Source organism: Polaromonas sp. P1_F6 (genome assembly GCF_056405695.1).
This window is the reverse complement of the sequence record NZ_JBFUBQ010000001.1, coordinates 61,248-77,006: the sequence shown is the minus strand read 5'-3', so window position 1 is coordinate 77,006 and position 15,759 is coordinate 61,248. Positions and strand designations below refer to the sequence as shown.

16 protein-coding genes are annotated in these 15,759 nt (G+C 63.3%); 5 read left to right on the top strand and 11 right to left on the bottom strand.

Going from position 1 to position 15,759, the window contains the following annotated elements:
- Window positions 1-20: 20 nt before the first annotated feature.
- From urtE to AC1DY9_RS00330, 4 genes are all read left to right on the top strand, one after another.
- The gene (urtE, locus tag AC1DY9_RS00345; protein WP_457279865.1) at window positions 21-710 is read left to right on the top strand and encodes an urea ABC transporter ATP-binding subunit UrtE; all 690 of its coding nucleotides are present in this window, start codon (window positions 21-23) and stop codon (window positions 708-710) included.
- A 43-nt stretch (window positions 711-753) separates the two neighbouring features.
- A complete protein-coding gene (fmdA, locus tag AC1DY9_RS00340) occupies window positions 754-1,983 on the top strand; it encodes a formamidase (protein WP_457279864.1) in 1,230 nt (409 codons plus the stop codon).
- A gap of 18 nt (window positions 1,984-2,001) precedes the next feature.
- Window positions 2,002-2,343, top strand: a complete 342-nt coding sequence (locus AC1DY9_RS00335; protein ID WP_457279863.1) for a zinc ribbon domain-containing protein — start codon at window positions 2,002-2,004, stop codon at window positions 2,341-2,343.
- A gap of 254 nt (window positions 2,344-2,597) precedes the next feature.
- On the top strand, window positions 2,598-3,284 hold the full coding sequence (locus AC1DY9_RS00330) for a hypothetical protein (protein ID WP_457279862.1): 687 nt from the start codon (window positions 2,598-2,600) through the stop codon (window positions 3,282-3,284).
- Here the strand turns inward: AC1DY9_RS00330 and guaD are convergent.
- From guaD to AC1DY9_RS00310, 4 genes are all read right to left on the bottom strand, one after another.
- Window positions 3,281-4,573, bottom strand: a complete 1,293-nt coding sequence (guaD, locus tag AC1DY9_RS00325; protein ID WP_477665509.1) for a guanine deaminase — start codon at window positions 4,571-4,573, stop codon at window positions 3,281-3,283. The two genes, AC1DY9_RS00330 and guaD, sit on opposite strands and share 4 nt — an antisense overlap.
- An 88-nt stretch (window positions 4,574-4,661) precedes the next feature.
- On the bottom strand, window positions 4,662-5,024 hold the full coding sequence (locus AC1DY9_RS00320) for a 6-pyruvoyl trahydropterin synthase family protein (RefSeq protein ID WP_457280955.1): 363 nt from the start codon (window positions 5,022-5,024) through the stop codon (window positions 4,662-4,664).
- A gap of 23 nt (window positions 5,025-5,047) precedes the next feature.
- Window positions 5,048-5,683, bottom strand: coding sequence for a 7-carboxy-7-deazaguanine synthase (queE, locus tag AC1DY9_RS00315; RefSeq protein WP_457279860.1), 636 nt, complete (start codon window positions 5,681-5,683; stop codon window positions 5,048-5,050).
- A 260-nt stretch (window positions 5,684-5,943) separates the two neighbouring features.
- Window positions 5,944-6,828, bottom strand: a complete 885-nt coding sequence (locus AC1DY9_RS00310; RefSeq protein WP_477665508.1) for a LysR substrate-binding domain-containing protein — start codon at window positions 6,826-6,828, stop codon at window positions 5,944-5,946.
- Window positions 6,829-6,961: 133 nt separating this feature from the next.
- Between AC1DY9_RS00310 and AC1DY9_RS00305 the strand changes: the two genes are divergently transcribed.
- Entirely contained in the window at window positions 6,962-7,366 is a 405-nt protein-coding gene (locus AC1DY9_RS00305; protein WP_457279858.1) for a tautomerase family protein, read from the top strand.
- 12 nt (window positions 7,367-7,378) lie between these two features.
- Here the strand turns inward: AC1DY9_RS00305 and AC1DY9_RS00300 are convergent, their stop codons facing one another.
- The 7 genes from AC1DY9_RS00300 to AC1DY9_RS00270 all read right to left on the bottom strand — a co-directional run bounded on the left by AC1DY9_RS00300 (window position 7,379) and on the right by AC1DY9_RS00270 (window position 15,753).
- Entirely contained in the window at window positions 7,379-8,665 is a 1,287-nt protein-coding gene (locus AC1DY9_RS00300; protein WP_457279857.1) for a YbfB/YjiJ family MFS transporter, read from the bottom strand.
- A gap of 59 nt (window positions 8,666-8,724) precedes the next feature.
- Window positions 8,725-9,777 (bottom strand): adenosine deaminase, encoded by a 1,053-nt coding sequence (locus tag AC1DY9_RS00295; protein WP_457279856.1) that lies wholly within the window; start codon window positions 9,775-9,777, stop codon window positions 8,725-8,727.
- A 108-nt stretch (window positions 9,778-9,885) separates the two neighbouring features.
- Window positions 9,886-11,034, bottom strand: coding sequence for a BMP family ABC transporter substrate-binding protein (locus tag AC1DY9_RS00290; RefSeq protein ID WP_457279855.1), 1,149 nt, complete (start codon window positions 11,032-11,034; stop codon window positions 9,886-9,888).
- A 99-nt stretch (window positions 11,035-11,133) separates the two neighbouring features.
- Entirely contained in the window at window positions 11,134-12,054 is a 921-nt protein-coding gene (locus tag AC1DY9_RS00285; RefSeq protein ID WP_457279854.1) for an ABC transporter permease, read from the bottom strand.
- Window positions 12,054-13,163, bottom strand: a complete 1,110-nt coding sequence (locus AC1DY9_RS00280) for an ABC transporter permease (RefSeq protein ID WP_457279853.1) — start codon at window positions 13,161-13,163, stop codon at window positions 12,054-12,056. The genes AC1DY9_RS00285 and AC1DY9_RS00280 overlap by 1 nt, the downstream gene beginning before the upstream one ends.
- Complete coding sequence (locus AC1DY9_RS00275; protein WP_457279852.1) at window positions 13,160-14,743, bottom strand: ABC transporter ATP-binding protein; 1,584 nt, start codon at window positions 14,741-14,743, stop codon at window positions 13,160-13,162. The genes AC1DY9_RS00280 and AC1DY9_RS00275 overlap by 4 nt, the downstream gene beginning before the upstream one ends.
- A gap of 77 nt (window positions 14,744-14,820) precedes the next feature.
- On the bottom strand, window positions 14,821-15,753 hold the full coding sequence (locus AC1DY9_RS00270; RefSeq protein WP_477665507.1) for a LysR family transcriptional regulator: 933 nt from the start codon (window positions 15,751-15,753) through the stop codon (window positions 14,821-14,823).
- Between the last annotated feature and the right edge of the window lie 6 nt (window positions 15,754-15,759).

The following is a 15,759-nucleotide window of genomic DNA, read 5'->3' as shown; positions in this document are numbered from 1 at the left end:
AAAGCATCAAGGGAACCACCATGCTCAACGTCAACAACCTTCACGTCAGCTACGGCCAGAGCGAGGCGCTGCACGGCATCACCTTCTCCGCTAAGAAAAACGAAACCGTGGCCATCATGGGCCGCAACGGCATGGGCAAGACCACGCTGTTCAAGTCGCTGATCGGCATCCTGCCGCTCAAGTCCGGAACGATTGAAGTCGACGGCCTGGACATCTCGAAAGACGAAAGCTATCAGCGCGTCGCAAAGGGCGTGGCCTACGTGCCGCAAGGCCGCATGATCTTCCCGACGCTGACGGTGCAGGAAAACATTCTGACGGGCCTGGAGAACGCCAAACACAAGCAGATCCCGGACGAGATCTACGCGCTGTTCCCGGTGCTCTTCGACATGCGCGGCCGCAAGGGCGGCAACCTCTCGGGCGGCCAGCAGCAGCAGCTGGCGATTGCCCGCGCGCTGGTGACCAACCCCAAGGTGCTGCTACTCGATGAGCCGACCGAGGGCATACAGCCTTCCATCATCAAGGACATCGCGCGTGCGCTCAACGAGATCCGCAAGATGCGCGAAATCACGATTGTGGTGTCGGAGCAGGTGCTGAGCTTCGCGATGGACGTGGCCGACCGGCTCTTCGTCATCGAGGGCGGACAGCTGGTGCACGAGAGCACACGCGCCGGCACCGACACGGCGCGCATCAAGCAGTTTCTTTCCGTCTGATTTTCCTTTCCTTCCTTTATTCATCACCACCAGGAGATATGGCATGACCGACACGCTGATCAAGGTTGACCTGACGAAGTCGCCCACCCTCAACGAGAACATCCACAACCGCTGGCACCCGGACATCCCCATGGCCTGCTGGGTCAACCCGGGCGATGATTTCATCCTGGAGACCTTCGACTGGACCGGCGGCTTCATCAAGAACAACGACAGCGCCGACGATGTGCGCGACATCGACCTTTCCACGGTGCATTACCTGTCAGGCCCGGTCGGGGTCAAGGGCGCGGAACCCGGTGACCTGCTGGTGGTCGACCTGCTGGACATAGGCGCCAAGCAGGACAGCCTCTGGGGTTTTAATGGTTTCTTCAGCAAGAAGAACGGCGGCGGCTTCCTGACCGACCATTTCCCCGAAGCGCAGAAATCGATCTGGGACTTCAAGGGCATGTTCACGAGTTCGCGCCACGTGCCGGGTGTGAACTTTGCCGGGCTGATCCACCCCGGCCTGATAGGCTGCCTGCCCGACAAAGCCATGCTGGAGATGTGGAACACGCGCGAACAGGCGCTGATCGACAGCGAGCCGACGCGCACGGGTCTCGCCAACCCGCCTTCGGCTGGCACCGCCCACATGGGCAAGATGACGGGCGCGGCGCGCGACAAGGCCGCGGCCGAGGGCGCGCGCACCGTGCCGCCGCGCGAGCACGGCGGCAACTGCGACATCAAGGATTTGTCGCGCGGTTCCAAGGTCTACTTCCCGGTCTACGTCGACGGCGCGGGCCTGTCTGTGGGCGACCTGCACTTCAGCCAGGGCGACGGCGAGATCACCTTCTGCGGCGCCATCGAGATGGCCGGCTGGGTGCACATGAAGGTCACTCTGATCAAGGGCGGAATGGCCAAGTACGGCATCAAGAACCCTATCTTCAAGCCCAGCGTGATCACGCCGCGCTACGACGACTATTTGATCTTTGAAGGCATCTCGGTCGACGAGGCCGGCAAGCAGTACTACCTGGACGTCAACGTCGCCTACCGCCAGGCCTGCCTTAACGCCATCGAATACCTGAAGAAATTCGGCTACTCGGGCGCGCAGGCGTATTCCATCCTGGGCACGGCGCCGGTACAAGGCCACATCAGCGGCGTGGTCGACGTGCCGAATTCCTGCGCCACGCTGTGGCTGCCGACCGGCATCTTCGACTTCGACATCAACCCGAACGCATCGGGACCGGTCAAGCACATCGACGGCAAGATCAGCATGCCGCTGTCGCCCGACCTGCGTTAAAACCCCAGGGGAAGCACCATGCCCACCTACGACTACGACTGCCCGCAGTGCGGCAGCTTCGACGCGCTGCGCTCGGTTTCCATGCGCAACCAGGCGGCGGCCTGCCCGGTGTGCGGCGGCCCAGCCGCGCGCATTTTGTCCGTCGCGCCCTCGCTGGCGCTGATGGAAGACGACGCGCGGCGCGCGATGGACACCAACGAGCGGGCCCGCCATGAGCCCAAGCGCTCGGGCGACTACGCGCGGCTCAAGCATCCGGCCGGATGCGGCTGCTGCTCCAGCGGCAAGCGCGGAGCCACGATGACCGCACCCAATGGCAATAAAGCTTTTCCGAGCAAACGCCCCTGGATGATCAGCCACTGAGGACACCCTTCACAAGGAGCACGACATGATTCACGGCGATATTTCAAGCGGCAAGGTCACCGTCGGCGCGGCGTATCCATTTGTCGCTTTTGATGCTGATTGCGTTCTTTTCCCATAACCCTGTGTGATGCTCCTCTTATAGAAGTCTGCCTGCCCACAGTCCCGAAAACCCGAAATCCTGGCCAAAGCGGGCCGTGGACCCACTCTGGCGGTGTGCTTAAATGGCGCATCACTACACAACAGGGGGAGCGGCAATGAACTGCAAAACTTGGATGGGGATCGCCGCAGGGACCGTGCTGATGCTGCTTGGCGCCGGGGCACAGGCGCAGAAGATGCATCGCTGCGGCAACGTCTACCAGGACCGCCCCTGCGACACGGTGCAACCGGGCACTGAAGTGCGCAATTTCGACAATGCCCCCCGACCCGTCGCCAGCGCGGGCACGGACACACAGTGCCGGCAACGCGGCATCGACTCCCAGAAAATTGTCTGGTCTCGCGAAGCGGGAGCGCAGGCGGAAAAACTCAGGGCCGCCGCCTATTCGGAAGAAGAGAAAACCCTGATCACCGAGGTCTACGGCAAACGCGGCACCGCACCGGAAGTTCGTGCCAGCATCGAAGCCGACTGCATCGCGGCCAAGAAACATGCCCAGGAGGTTGCGGCGGCGCTGGCCGCCGTGGGAAAACTGCCCGGCAGTCCGGCGCCAGGCGTCGCGCCTGCGCGGCCTCAGGCCATGGAATCCAGGGCCGTCGAGGCTGCGCAGGGCGGCGATGCCTCCGCGCTGCGATCCGCCGAATCGCAAAAGAGGCGTTGCAGCAGCATCAACACCAAAATTGAGGGCATCCAGAAGAGCCAGCGCAGCGGCGGCAGTGTGGCTGCCATGGAAAGCCTGAACCAGCGCCGGCGCGACGCGGAAGCCGAACGCGACCGGGCCGGCTGCTAGGCTGCGCCGCCCGCCTGGGAAATCACGGCCTTTTCAATCACCCGGTCGTCACCCAGCACAATCAGTGCGAACAGCAGCTCGTCCAGGCTGGCGGCTTGCGCCGTCTTGCGCGCCAGCAGCGGCGTGGCCTGGAGGTTGAGCACGACAAAATCTGCTTCGCAACCGGGCTGCAGGTTACCGACAACGCCTTCCAGGCCCAGTGCACGCGCCGCACCCGCCGTGTGCTGCCACCACAGGTGCTGCGGCTTGAGCGACAGGCCGGTTTTGGTCTGCCCCTCTCTTCCCACGTAGTAGGCCGCCAGCATGGTGTGGAAAGGGCTGAACGAGGTGCCGCCACCCACGTCGCTGGCCAGGCCATAGGGGAAACCGATGCGGTCTGCACCCTCGTAGTCAAAAAAACCGCTGCCCAGAAACAGGTTGCTGGTCGGGCTCACGGCTGCCGCCGTGCCGGTGCCGCGCATCAGGGCGCGGTCTTCGTCGTCGATGTGGATGCAATGCGCATATACGGCGCGCGGGCGCAGCAGTCCGAACTGTTCATAGACGCTGAGGTAGCTGCGCGCCTTCGGATAGAGCTGGCGCACCCAGGCGATCTCGTCCTTGTTCTCCGCCACGTGCGACTGGATCCACACGTCCGGGTATTTCGCGGCCAGCTCGCCGGCACCGCGCAGCTGTGCTTCGCTGCAGCTGGGCACAAAACGCGGCGTGATGGCGTAGCCCAGCCGGTCTACGCCATGCCAGCGCTGGATCAGCGCTTCGGTGTCCTGCAAGCTTTGCACCGTTTCGTCGCGCACGCCGTCCGGGGCATTCTGGTCCATCAGGCATTTTCCGGTCATGAGGCGCAGCTGGTTTTTCTGTGCCTCGGCGAACAGCGCGTTGACGGATTCCACATGCGAGGTCGCGAAGGCCAGTGCCGTGGTGACCCCGTTGCGAAGCAGTTCTGCTATGAAAAACGTAGCTGCTTGCGCACAGTGGTCCTTGCTTGCGAAGCGTTTTTCTTCTGGAAAAGTATAGTTTTCAAGCCAGGGCAGCAGCCCTTCGGCAGGCGAGCCGATCACGTCCAGCTGCGGATAGTGAACGTGCATGTCGACAAAACCCGGCGCGATGAGGCGGCCCGGCAGGTGTTCGGTGGGCACCTCGGCAAACCCGGAAACCAGCGCGTGGTAGCTGCCGACGGCTTGCACCACCTGGCGGCCTTCGGCATCGGGTCCGGTCACCAGCAGGCCATCAGCCTCATAAACGGCCTGCGCAGGCGCGGCAAAGTACAGGAGGGCGGCGCGATAGGCTTTCATGGCTGCAAGATTAACCCAGTCACCGGCGGGCTGAATATTCAAAACCCGATAAGGCCTATTGGGCTTGTTGCCAGCCGGACAGTCTGGTTCAGCGGCTCACACGGCAGCCGTCGCCCAGCGAGGCGCGCCAGACCCGTACCGAAGTCAAGCCCGGCAGGCGTGCGTCCAGCTTGCGGAAGATGAACTGGCACAGGTTTTCCAGCGTGGGCGGGCCCAGATCTTTCACGTCGTCGAGCAGGTGGTGGTCCAGTTCCTCGCGCAGCACCTCGATCTCGCGCCGCACCAGGCCCAGGTCCATCACCATGCCGGTGGCCGCATCGGGCTCGCCAGCGACAAAAACCTCGGCGTTGTAGGTATGGCCATGCACGCGCTTGCTGCTGTCGGCCTCGATGACACGCTTCAGGGTGTGCGCCGCGTCAAAGTAGAAAGTCTGGCTGATCTCGCAGCGCATGGGTTCTGGCGTGGGGAGCTTTTTCATCGGATGCCCGTGATTTTGTGGGTCTGCAGGCTCAGGCGCCAGGCCGGGCGTGCCATGCACAGCTGGATGCAGGTTTCGGTGTTCTGCTGGCGCTGGGGGTTGTCCATGGGCTGCAGGTAGCGGTGGGTGAAGTCGGCAGCCTCAAGTTCGGCCAGGTCGAAACTTGGCTGTGGCCAGACGACCTTGAGCTCCTGACCCGCGCGTTGCACCCAGGGTGCGCCGGCCTTGGGACTCACGCAGATCCAGTCAATGCCCTGGGGCGCGGCAATGGTGCCGTTGGTTTCCACCGCAATCTGGAAGCCGCGCGCATGCAACGCGGCGATCAGTTCGGCATCGACCTGCAGCAAGGGCTCGCCGCCCGTCATCACCACAAAGCGGTGGGCACTGTCGCCCGCCGGCCACTGCGCTTCAATTTTTTGGGCCAGCGCATCGGCATCGGCAAACTTGCCGCCCAATGTGCCGTTGGTACCTACAAAGTCAGTGTCGCAAAACTGGCAGACGGCCGTGGCACGGTCCTGCTCGCGGCCTGTCCACAGGTTGCAGCCGGCAAAACGGCAGAACACCGCCGGCCGCCCGGCATTGGCGCCCTCGCCCTGCAGCGTGTAGAAAATTTCCTTGACCTGGTAGCTCATGGCGCGGCTTTCGCAGCGCCATAGCCGCGGCGCGCCACAGGCAGTTGCCGGGGCGAAGGGAGACATTGAGCGGGAGAAATAAAACAGGCGCCCACTGAGGCCGAAAGACCGGGGGTCGCGAGGTTTTTATACATGGTAGTCCTCTACATGGCCCCGGAAACAAAGCAAATGCCGGCGCGCCGAGGCAGCACGCAAGCCCTGATTTTAACGGCCAGCGGCCAATAGCGGGATTTCGGGGGATTTACCGGCCAATAGCGGCTTCAGGGCGCGGGAGCTTCGTGTGCCTGTTTTTCCAGCCAATCGCAGAATTTGTCCAGCCGCACATTCGCCCGGGCCCGGCGCCTGGCCACGTACTGGTAGCTGCTTTCCTCAAAGCCCAGCGGCGCCACCAGCCGTCCCGCGCGGATATCGTCCATCACCAGGTGCCAGGGCGCAATGCAAACGCCCAGGCCAGCCACTGCCGCCTCCAGCGTGAAGTAATAGTGCTCAAACTCAGGACCGTCCTGAATAGGAAGGGCAAGGCCGCGCGACTCACACCACATCTGCCAGGCATCCCGCCGCGTTCGGGTGTGCAGCAGCGGCAAGCGGGCCAGGTCGATCGCTTCACGCACATTCGCCTGATTGGCGAGCGCAGGCGCCATGACAGGTCCCAGGCGCTCCACAAACAGCGGCAGCAGCGTGCCCGATTTTTCGCTGCCCCGCCCGTCTACCGTGATGACGAGGTCGTAACCGTCACGGTCCACATCGACCACACGCTCGGCGGCGCTGAGCCGGACGTCGATATCGGGATGGCGCGCATTAAAGTCATAGAGACGCGGAATCAGCCATTTGACGGTGAAGGTGCTGAAGCAGGAAACGTCCAGCGTTCCGGCCTCGCTGCTGCGCACTTCACGCACGGCGGCTTCCATCTGGTCCAGCCCAGCGGCAAGGGCCGGCCACAGCGCGGCGCCGGCAGCGGTCAGTTGTGGCTTGTTTTTGGCACCTTCGAAGAGCGGCACGCCCAGGGACTGCTCCAGCTGGCGCACCTGCCGGCTGATGGCGCCGGGGGTCACCGACAGCTCCTCGGCCGCAGCTGTCATGCGACCCAGCCGGGCAGCGGCTTCAAAGGCACGCAGGGCATTCAAAGGTGGGAGATGGCGCTTCATCATTATGTGAGTTTATGGCACATATGACTTGCGAACAAATCGCTTTTCCTGACGGTCATTGATTGTCAGAATTCGAGCAACCTCGGTGAAAGCTTCAATTCACCACCATCTATTTAAATTGAGGAAAAATCACATGCCTTTTGTCCGCACCAGCGTCCACCACAGCACCAGCCCCGAACAACGGCAAGGCATCGTCGACGGGATTCACCAGGCGCTGGTCGACAGCATTGGCATGCCTGAAGACGAGCTTTTTAATTCGGTCAGCAGCTACGATGCGCAGCAGTTCTTCTTCAACCGAAGCTTCAACGGCATGGCACGTTCAGAGCAGCCGGTGGTCGTCGAGATCACGATGCGGCGCGGCCGCAGCGACGCGATGAAGCGAGCACTCTATGCGGCCATCGCGCGCAATTTAAAGACCAACGCCGGTGTTGCCGCCGATGACGTTTTCATCTTCATGCATGAAAACGACTATTCGGACTGGTCGGTGGGCGGCGGCAAGTTTGCCATGGCGCTGGTGCAACAGCCCGGTCCTGACTGATGAGCGAAGCGCTTACTTCTGCGCCGCTACGCCGCCAGACGGTAAAGCCGGCAGTACCGGATAAGCCTTCGCCATCCACCCATACACCACAGCGCCCACCAGCAGCGAGGCCGCCGCAATTTCCAGCGACATCGTGAAACCCACACCCGCGTTGGGTGTGCGCCGCAGCAGCACGGCCACCAGCGGCGGGCCGAGGATCTGGCCGACACCGTAGGTGGCTGTCAGAAGGCCCATGAAACTGGCGGCTGTGGCGGGCTTCAGGCGGCGCACTTCCTGCATCGCAAAAAAAGTGATGGCGGTAAACGGTATGCCCAGCATCAGGCTACCGATGGCAAAGCCCGCGAGGCTGGGGCTCCAGAGGCTGGCGGCAATACCCAGCGCCTGCAAAAAGTAGCAGCCGGCCAGCAGCAGGCGGAAATCTTTGCCCGGCGGCAGGCGTGTGGCCAGCAGCGCACCCACCATGACGCCCAGGCCGAAGATGGGCCAGAACATGTCCAGCCAGGCCGATCCCGGCAAGGCCGCACGCGCGATCACCGGCAAAAAAGTGGCGGTAATGATGTAGCCAAAACCGGCCAGGCCATAGGCCAGCGTGAGCAGGGTCATCTCGGCATTGCCGTGGTGCTGCGGCGCATCACCCGGCCGGGCAGCAGCGCGCGGCGCCAGTGCAATCAGGCGTTCATCGCCGCCGCGCAAGACATGCCACACCGAGGCTGTCAGCGCAAACGCCAGCACGCCGAAAATCATCCAGCCCGTGGCGGCCGTCCAGTGCCAGGCGACCATGCCAGTGGCAAACAGGCCACTCACCAAAATGCCGGCGCCCGGCCCGACGTAGATGATGCCGCCCATCGCGGGAACGCCACGCTTGGCCAGCTGCGAGAGGCACCAGCCCGAAGTAAACACAAACACCACCGCGCTGGTCACGCCCGCGGCAAAGCGCAGCAGCGGCCATGCAGCCGGAAAATGCCAGCCCATGGCCAACGTCAGCACGCCTGTGGCAACCAGACCGGCGCGCACCAGGGACGAGTACGCCAGGTGCGGCAGCCACTTGAAGCGCGCCCACAGCCAGGGCTGCAGCGTGCAGAGAATCGCACCCAGCATGTAGCCAAAGTAGTTGGCGCTGGCCAGCCAGCTGGCCGTCGGCAAATCGACCACGCCGTCGTTGAGCATCATCGGCAGCAGCGGCGTGAAGGCAAAGCGCCCTAGACCCATGGCCACCGCCAACGCTACCAGCCCCGCCAGCGCGATGGGCCAGGGGTTTTGGGCGACAGGGGTTTGCCCTTCTTTTGGCGTCAACGCCATACACAGTTCTCCGTCATGTTGAATTCAGGCCGTGCCTTGGGGGCAACGCGCTGATAGGCTTATTGAAATGTTTCGAAGGCCTGATGGAGGCGGTCGACATAGCGGGACTTTGCCGAGGCTTCGATGAAACTTGCCTCAAAGCTGTTGCGCGCCAGCACATAGGCATGCTGCGCATTCAGCCCCGTCGCAGCAAAAGTCTGCGTGAAGTTCTCATTCATGTAGCCGCCGAAATAGGCTGGGTCGTCTGAATTGACGGTGGCCACCAGCCCGGCATCGAGCAGCTCGCGCAGGTTGTGGCTGGCAAGGTCCGGGAATACGCAGAGTTTGAGGTTGGAGAGTGGGCACACGGTCAGCGGAATGCGGTCTTTCGCCAGACGTTGCATTAGCGACGCATCGCGGCTGGAGCGCACACCGTGGTCCACGCGCTCGACCTTGAGCACGTCAAGCGCCGTCCAGACGTATTCGGGCGGGCCTTCCTCCCCGGCGTGGGCCACCAGGTGAAAGCCCAGCTCGCGGCAGCGCGCAAACACACGGGCGAATTTTTCAGGCGGGTTGCCCACCTCGCCCGAATCAAGCCCAATACCGATGAATTTGTCGCGGAACGGCAAGGCCTGCTCCAGCGTTTTAAACGCGTCCTCCTCGCTGAGGTGGCGCAAAAAGCACAGGATCAGCGAGGCGCTGACGCCCAGCCCGGCCTGTGCATCCACGCAGGCGCGGTGCAGGCCGTTGACGACCGTTTCCATGCTGACGCCGCGCGCCGTATGCGTTTGCGGGTCGAAGAACATTTCGGTGTGCACCACGTTGTCAGCGGCAGCTTTGCGCAAGTAGGCATAGGCCATATCGTAAAAATCCTGCTCGGTGATGAGCACGCTGGCACCTGCGTAGTAGATGTCGAGAAAGCTCTGCAGGTTGGTGAAGGCATACGCGCTGCGCAATTCTTCAACGCTGGCGTAGGGAATGCTCACGCCGTTGCGGCGGGCCAGTGCAAAGATCAGTTCGGGCTCAAGCGAGCCCTCGATGTGCATATGCAGCTCGGCTTTGGGCATGCTTTTGAGCAGCTCAGGCAGGCGGTCCGCGGACACGGGTTTTACATTGAATGGTGCGGGCGTCATTTCAACTCCAGAAACAAAAAAAGCTGCCCGAAGGCAGCTTTGAAACTACGTTGCGAGCGCTCCGGCCCGGGAACTGTTGCCCCAGGCACGGCGCTGCGTCCATTATCCTCAGTTGCCGGGAACCTTGCCTTCGACACCCTTGACATACGTCTTCAGGCCGCCGAGAAATTTGTCGTCCGCCACCACATCCTTGGCCAGCAGCTCCTTGCCGGTGTTGTCGGTGATGGGGCCTTTCCAGATCGAGAAGCTGCCGTCCTTCAGGCCCGCCTTGACTTCGTCGATGCGCTTTTTGGTGTCGTCCGGCACATCGGCGGCAATTGACACGATGTCAATCGCGCCTTCCTTGACGCCCCACCAGGCAGCGGTGTTGCCCGTCCATTTGCCTTCAAGGGCCTCACCCACGGATTTCACGTAGTACGGGCCCCAGTTGATGATGGCCGATGCCAGGTGGGCCTTGGGGCCGTAAGCGGTCATGTCCGAATCCCAGCCGAAGGCGCGTTTGCCCATTTTTTCGGCGGTCTGCAGCACGGCGGACGAATCAGTGTTCTGGAACAGCACGTCGGCCCCACCATTGATGAGAGCGGTGGCAGCCTCGGTTTCCTTGGGTGGGTTGAACCATTCATTGACCCACACCACCTTGGTCTTGACCTTGGGATTGACCGACTGCGCGCCCAGCGTGAAGCTGTTGATGTTGCGCACTACTTCAGGAATCGGCACCGAGCCAACCACGCCCAGCGTGCCGGTCTTGCTCATCTTGCCCGCGATCACGCCGGCCATGTAGGCGCCTTCGTAAGTGCGGCTGTCATAGGTGCGCATGTTGGCGGCCTGCTTGTAGCCGGTGGCGTGCTCGAACTTCACGTCTTTGGTGTCGCCTGCTACCTTGAGCATGGGCTCCATGTAGCCGAAGGTGGTGCCGAAGATCAGCTTGTTGCCCTGGGCTGCCATGTCGCGGATCACACGCTCGGCGTCGGCTGACTCGGGTACTTTTTCGACGAAGCTGGTGACAACCTTGTCGCCATAGGCTTTCTCCACGGCCTTGCGGCCGTTGTCGTGCGCGAAGGTCCAGCCGCCGTCGCCCACAGGGCCCACATAGGCAAAGGCAATTTTCAGAGGCTCGACCTTGGCAGGCGCTGCCGCCGCTGGTGCGGCAGGCGCCGCTGCCGGCTCTTCCTTCTTGCCGCAGCCCATCAGGGCTGCCCCCGCCACGGCCGACAGGGCCGCCAGCTTGAGCAGGGAACGTTTTTGCAGGTCAGTCATGTGAACTCGCTTTCGTTGTAGGAAATGACATTGAAATGAAAAGTGGAACGGGAAGGCGAAAAAAAGCAATTATGCGGCGGATCGGCCGTCAATACACCATCAGGCCCCCGGGTAAAAAGGCTTGCCGATGGAGCTGGGCATGTTGACGCGAATCCATAGCGGGTTGCGCGAGATCAGGACCAGCACCACGATGGTGGACAGGTAGGGCAGCATGCTCAGGAATTGCGTGGGCATGTTGACGCCCAGGCTTTGCAGGTGAAACTGCAGCATGGTCACGCCACCGAACAGGTAAGCACCCAGCAAAACCCGTGCCGGGCGCCAGGTGGCAAAGGTGGTGAGCGCCAGCGCGATCCAGCCTTTGCCGGCGATCATGCCCTCCACCCACAGCGGCGTATAGACCACCGACACATAGGCGCCCGCCAGCCCGCACAGCGCACCGCCGGCCACCACGGCCGCCAGCCGGATGCGCCGCACCGGGTAGCCCAGCGCATGCGCCGACTCGGGGCTTTCACCCACCGAGCGCAACACCAGGCCAGCGCGCGTGCGGTACAAAAACCAGATCAACCCGGCCGTCAGCGCCATCGCGATGTAAACCATGGGGTGCTGGCGGAACAGCGCCGGGCCCACGAGCGGAATATCAGCCAGGAAGGGAATCGGGTACTGCGACTGTTCGGGCAGCTTCTCTTGCACGTATTTGATGCCGGCAAAGGCCGAAAAACCCGCGCCGAACAGGCTGAGCGCCAGGCCTGTGGCGTACTGGTTGGTGTTGAGCCAGATCACCAGCACACCGAAAACCGCGGCCAGGAACGCGCCCGCCGCCATACCGGCCACAAAGCCCAGCCAGCTGTTGCCGGTGTGCACCACGGTGGCAAAGCCGGCAATGGCGGCGCACAGCATCATGCCTTCGGCGCCCAGATTGACGATGCCGGCCTTCTCGTTGATCAGCAGGCCGAGCGCGGCAATGGCCAGCACGGTGCCCGCACTGAGTGTGGCCGCGATGAGCAATGCGGTGGAGTCCATCAACCGGCTCCTTTCACAAGGTCGGTGGAAGGAAGCGTGGCCACCTGCACGGGGATGGGCCTGGACAGCCTGAGCCTGTAGGCGATCAAGGTATCGCAAGCCAGCAGGCTGAAGAGTAGCAAGCCCTGGAACACGCCGGTGATCGACTTGGGCAGCCCCAGGCGCGACTGCGCGAGCTCGCCGCCAATGTAGAACATGCTCATCAGGATGGCCGAGAACACCACGCCGACCGGGTGCAGGCGCCCGACGAAGGCGACGATGATCGCGGCAAAACCATACCCCGCCGGCACATAAGGCGTGAGCTGGCCGATGGGGCCGGCCACCTCCAGCGCGCCTGCCAGGCCCGCCGCGGCACCCGATGTCAGCAGCGCCAGCCACAACGCCCGGCGCGACGAGAAGCCGGCATAGCGCGCAGCAGCAGGCGCCAGGCCGCTGACTTCATGCCGGAAACCCGCGTGTGTGCGGAACATGAACAGCCACAGCCCGGCCACACCCAGCAGCGCGAGGATGATGCCGATGTTCACGCGCGAGCCCTGCATGAGCCGCGGAATCTGTGTCACGGCCTCGAAAGTTTTGGTTTGCGGGAAGTTGTAGCCGTTGGGGTCTTTCCAGGGGCCGAAGACGAGGTAGTTCAGCACCATCTCCGCCACATAGACCAGCATCAGGCTGACCAGGATTTCATTGGCGTTGAAACGGTCTCGCAGCAAGGCGGTGATGCCGGCCCACACCATGCCGCCCGCAAGGCCTGCCAGCAGGATGGCCGGAACGATCCAGGGGCCGGTGGTTTTTTCAGCCAGCAGCGCCACGCCGCCTGCGGCGATCGCACCCATGACGAACTGGCCTTCGGCGCCGATGTTCCAGACATTGGAGCGAAAACACACGGCCAGCCCCAGCGCGATGATGAGCAGCGGCGTGGCCTTGACCAGCAGTTCGCCGATGGCATACGGCGACTTGATGGGTTCCCAGAAAAACACCTGCAACCCCTTGACGGGGTCTTTGCCCAGTGCCACGAAGAGCGCCACGCCGATCAGCACGGTAATCAGCAGGGCCAGCACCGGGGAGGCATAGCTCCAGAAGGAAGACGGCTGGGGACGGATTTCGAGCTTCATGCCGAGGCCTCCGCCGTGGTTTGTGTTGTTTCTGTTGGGTGCGTGCCGGGCGCCCAGAGCCCGCTCATCCACTGCCCCACCAGTTCCACCGTGGCGTCGACGCGAGGCAGCGAAGGCGAGAGCTGACCCTTGGCCATCACGTACAGCCGGTCGCAGATGTCGAACAGTTCTTCGAGTTCCTCGCTCACCACCAGCACCGCGCAGCCGGCATCGCGCAACTTGAGCAGCTCGCCGCGGATCTGCGTGGCCGCGCCCACGTCAACACCCCAGGTCGGCTGCGAGACGATCAGGAGTTCAGGCCGGGCATCAATCTCGCGGCCCATGATGAACTTCTGCAGGTTGCCGCCCGAAAGGGATTTGGCCACTGCCTGCGGCCCGCCCGACTTCACCTTGTACTCGGCAATGATGCGGTCGGCCTGCGCCTGCAACGCGCCGCGGTCGAGCCAGCCGCTTTTGCCGACGGCCTCCTTGCGCGTGAGCAACAGGTTGCGCGCCAGCGAAAGCGACGGTACGGCGCCGCGGCCCAGGCGTTCTTCAGGCACAAAGTGCAGGCCCAGTGCGCGCCGGCCACCCGGCCCGAGCTTGCCCACCGGCTGGCCTTTCACCGCAACCGCATCGGCCGCAGCGCGGGTATCTTCGCCCGACAGCGCATAGAGCAGTTCCTTCTGGCCGTTGCCCGACACTCCGGCGATACCGACGACCTCGCCGGCGCGCACCTGCAACGCGACCTGGTGCAGGTCGACGCCGAACTGTTCTTCTTTGGACAAGTCGAGCTGTTTCACCTCTAACACCACGGCGCCGGTGCGCACCGCCCGGTGTTCCAGCGCGGGCGGCTCGGCGCCAATCATCAAACGGCTCAGCGAGGCGTTGGACTCCTGCCGTGGATCGCAGAAACCGGAAACCTTGCCGCCGCGCAACACCGTACAGGCGGTGCACAGCGCGCGGATTTCATGCAGCTTGTGGCTGATGTACAAAATACTGCAGCCCTGCGCGGCCAGTGTCCTCAGCGTGACAAAGAGGTTCTCGACCGCCTGGGGCGTCAGCACCGACGTGGGTTCGTCCAGGATCAGCAGCCGCGGATGCGTGAGCAGCGCCCTGACAATCTCCACCCGCTGGCGCTCGCCGACGCTCAGGGTATGCACGGGACGTGTCGGGTCCAGCTGCAGGCCATAGGCTTGCGTCGTCTGCATGATGCGCTGCGAGACCTCGGCCAGCGTGAGGTGTTTGTCCAGCCCCAGCCAGACGTTTTCGGCCACCGTCAGCGTGTCGAACAGGCTGAAGTGCTGGAAGACCATGCTGATGCCCAGCGCCCGCGCTTCGTGCGGGTTGCGCACCACGACCGGTTTGCCGTCCATCGCCACGCTGCCGGCGTCGGGCTTGACCGAACCGTAGATGATCTTCATCAGGGTGGATTTGCCCGCGCCGTTTTCACCGAGCACGGCGTGGATCTCACCGGGCTGAACCGTCAGCGAAATGCCGCTGTTGGCCACCACGCCGGGGTAGCTTTTGGTGATGCCGGAAAGCTGCAGCCGCGGCGGCTGGCCGGGCGGGCTGTCAGTCTGGGGCGGGGCTGCGGTCATTGTCTCTGGGGTATCCGGTTTTGTCGTCGGTTTATAGGTAATTCCGGCTGCAGCCCATACAAGACGGGCGCAAGCAGCTATTCTTTTCGTAGCGTTGAGGCCACGGACTTGACACGTTCGCGCAGCCAGCGGGCCGAGTTGGAGGCGTGCGTGCGTTCGTGCCAGAGCTGGTAATACATCATGCGGGGAAAGGCGATCGGGGTGGGCAGTATTTTCACCGGCAGCAGGCTGGCAAAGCGTTCGCAGTACTGGCGCCCGGTGGTCATCACCAGCAAGCTTGATGCCACCATGGACGGCATAAGGCTGAAGTGCGGGCAGCGCACCGTGATGTTGCGCACCATGCCCAGGGTGTCGAGATGCTCGTCGATCACACCCTTGGCGCCGGGGTGCGTGGCGGTAGGGGCGATGTGTTCGGCTTCCAGCCAGGTCGCGGCATCCCAGCCGCGGCGCACCGCCGGGTGGTCTTTGGCGACCAGGCACACCACTTCGTCGCCGAAAAGCCGCGCCATGTGCAGGTCGTCGGGCGGTGCGGCCCAGTTGCCTATGACAATGTCGGCCTGGCCTTGCGCCAGGTGCATGCGGTAGTCGGATTCAGCGGACAGCGGGTGGATTTCAATATGGCAGAGCGGCGCCTGGGATTTGATCTGTGCCACCAGTTGCGGCAGGAAAGACGGGTCCAGGTAGTCGCTCGCCGCCAGGCGAAAGGTGGTTTCTGCCGTGGCAGGGTCAAACCCCCGCGCGTCACTGAACAGCATGCCGGCCGCGCGCAAAATGCTGGCCGAGGGCTCGATCATGCGCAGGCCCGCATCCGTAGGCACCATGCCGGAGCCGGACCGCACCAGGATAGGGTCACCCGCCAGCGTGCGCAGGCGCTTGAGCGCCGCGCTGACGGCGGGCTGGTACATACCCAGGCGGAGGGCGGCGCGTGATACGCTGCGTTCAGTAAGCACGGTATTCAAGACCCTGATGAGATGGAGGTCTATCTTGTCGAAAAGCGCCTGGTCTTTCATACCTTT

Bases quoted from the DNA above. Each gene is read 5' to 3' on its own strand.
- urtE (WP_457279865.1), top strand. From the start codon at position 21: ATGCTCAACGTCAACAACCTTCACGTCAGCTACGGCCAGAGCGAGGCG.
- fmdA (WP_457279864.1), top strand. From the start codon at position 754: ATGACCGACACGCTGATCAAGGTTGACCTGACGAAGTCGCCCACCCTC.
- AC1DY9_RS00335 (WP_457279863.1), top strand. From the start codon at position 2,002: ATGCCCACCTACGACTACGACTGCCCGCAGTGCGGCAGCTTCGACGCG.
- AC1DY9_RS00330 (WP_457279862.1), top strand. From the start codon at position 2,598: ATGAACTGCAAAACTTGGATGGGGATCGCCGCAGGGACCGTGCTGATG.
- guaD (WP_477665509.1), bottom strand. From the start codon at position 4,573: ATGAAAGCCTATCGCGCCGCCCTCCTGTACTTTGCCGCGCCTGCGCAG.
- AC1DY9_RS00320 (WP_457280955.1), bottom strand. From the start codon at position 5,024: ATGCGCTGCGAGATCAGCCAGACTTTCTACTTTGACGCGGCGCACACC.
- queE (WP_457279860.1), bottom strand. From the start codon at position 5,683: ATGAGCTACCAGGTCAAGGAAATTTTCTACACGCTGCAGGGCGAGGGC.
- AC1DY9_RS00310 (WP_477665508.1), bottom strand. From the start codon at position 6,828: ATGAAGCGCCATCTCCCACCTTTGAATGCCCTGCGTGCCTTTGAAGCC.
- AC1DY9_RS00305 (WP_457279858.1), top strand. From the start codon at position 6,962: ATGCCTTTTGTCCGCACCAGCGTCCACCACAGCACCAGCCCCGAACAA.
- AC1DY9_RS00300 (WP_457279857.1), bottom strand. From the start codon at position 8,665: ATGGCGTTGACGCCAAAAGAAGGGCAAACCCCTGTCGCCCAAAACCCC.
- AC1DY9_RS00295 (WP_457279856.1), bottom strand. From the start codon at position 9,777: ATGACGCCCGCACCATTCAATGTAAAACCCGTGTCCGCGGACCGCCTG.
- AC1DY9_RS00290 (WP_457279855.1), bottom strand. From the start codon at position 11,034: ATGACTGACCTGCAAAAACGTTCCCTGCTCAAGCTGGCGGCCCTGTCG.
- AC1DY9_RS00285 (WP_457279854.1), bottom strand. From the start codon at position 12,054: ATGGACTCCACCGCATTGCTCATCGCGGCCACACTCAGTGCGGGCACC.
- AC1DY9_RS00280 (WP_457279853.1), bottom strand. From the start codon at position 13,163: ATGAAGCTCGAAATCCGTCCCCAGCCGTCTTCCTTCTGGAGCTATGCC.
- AC1DY9_RS00275 (WP_457279852.1), bottom strand. From the start codon at position 14,743: ATGACCGCAGCCCCGCCCCAGACTGACAGCCCGCCCGGCCAGCCGCCG.
- AC1DY9_RS00270 (WP_477665507.1), bottom strand. From the start codon at position 15,753: ATGAAAGACCAGGCGCTTTTCGACAAGATAGACCTCCATCTCATCAGG.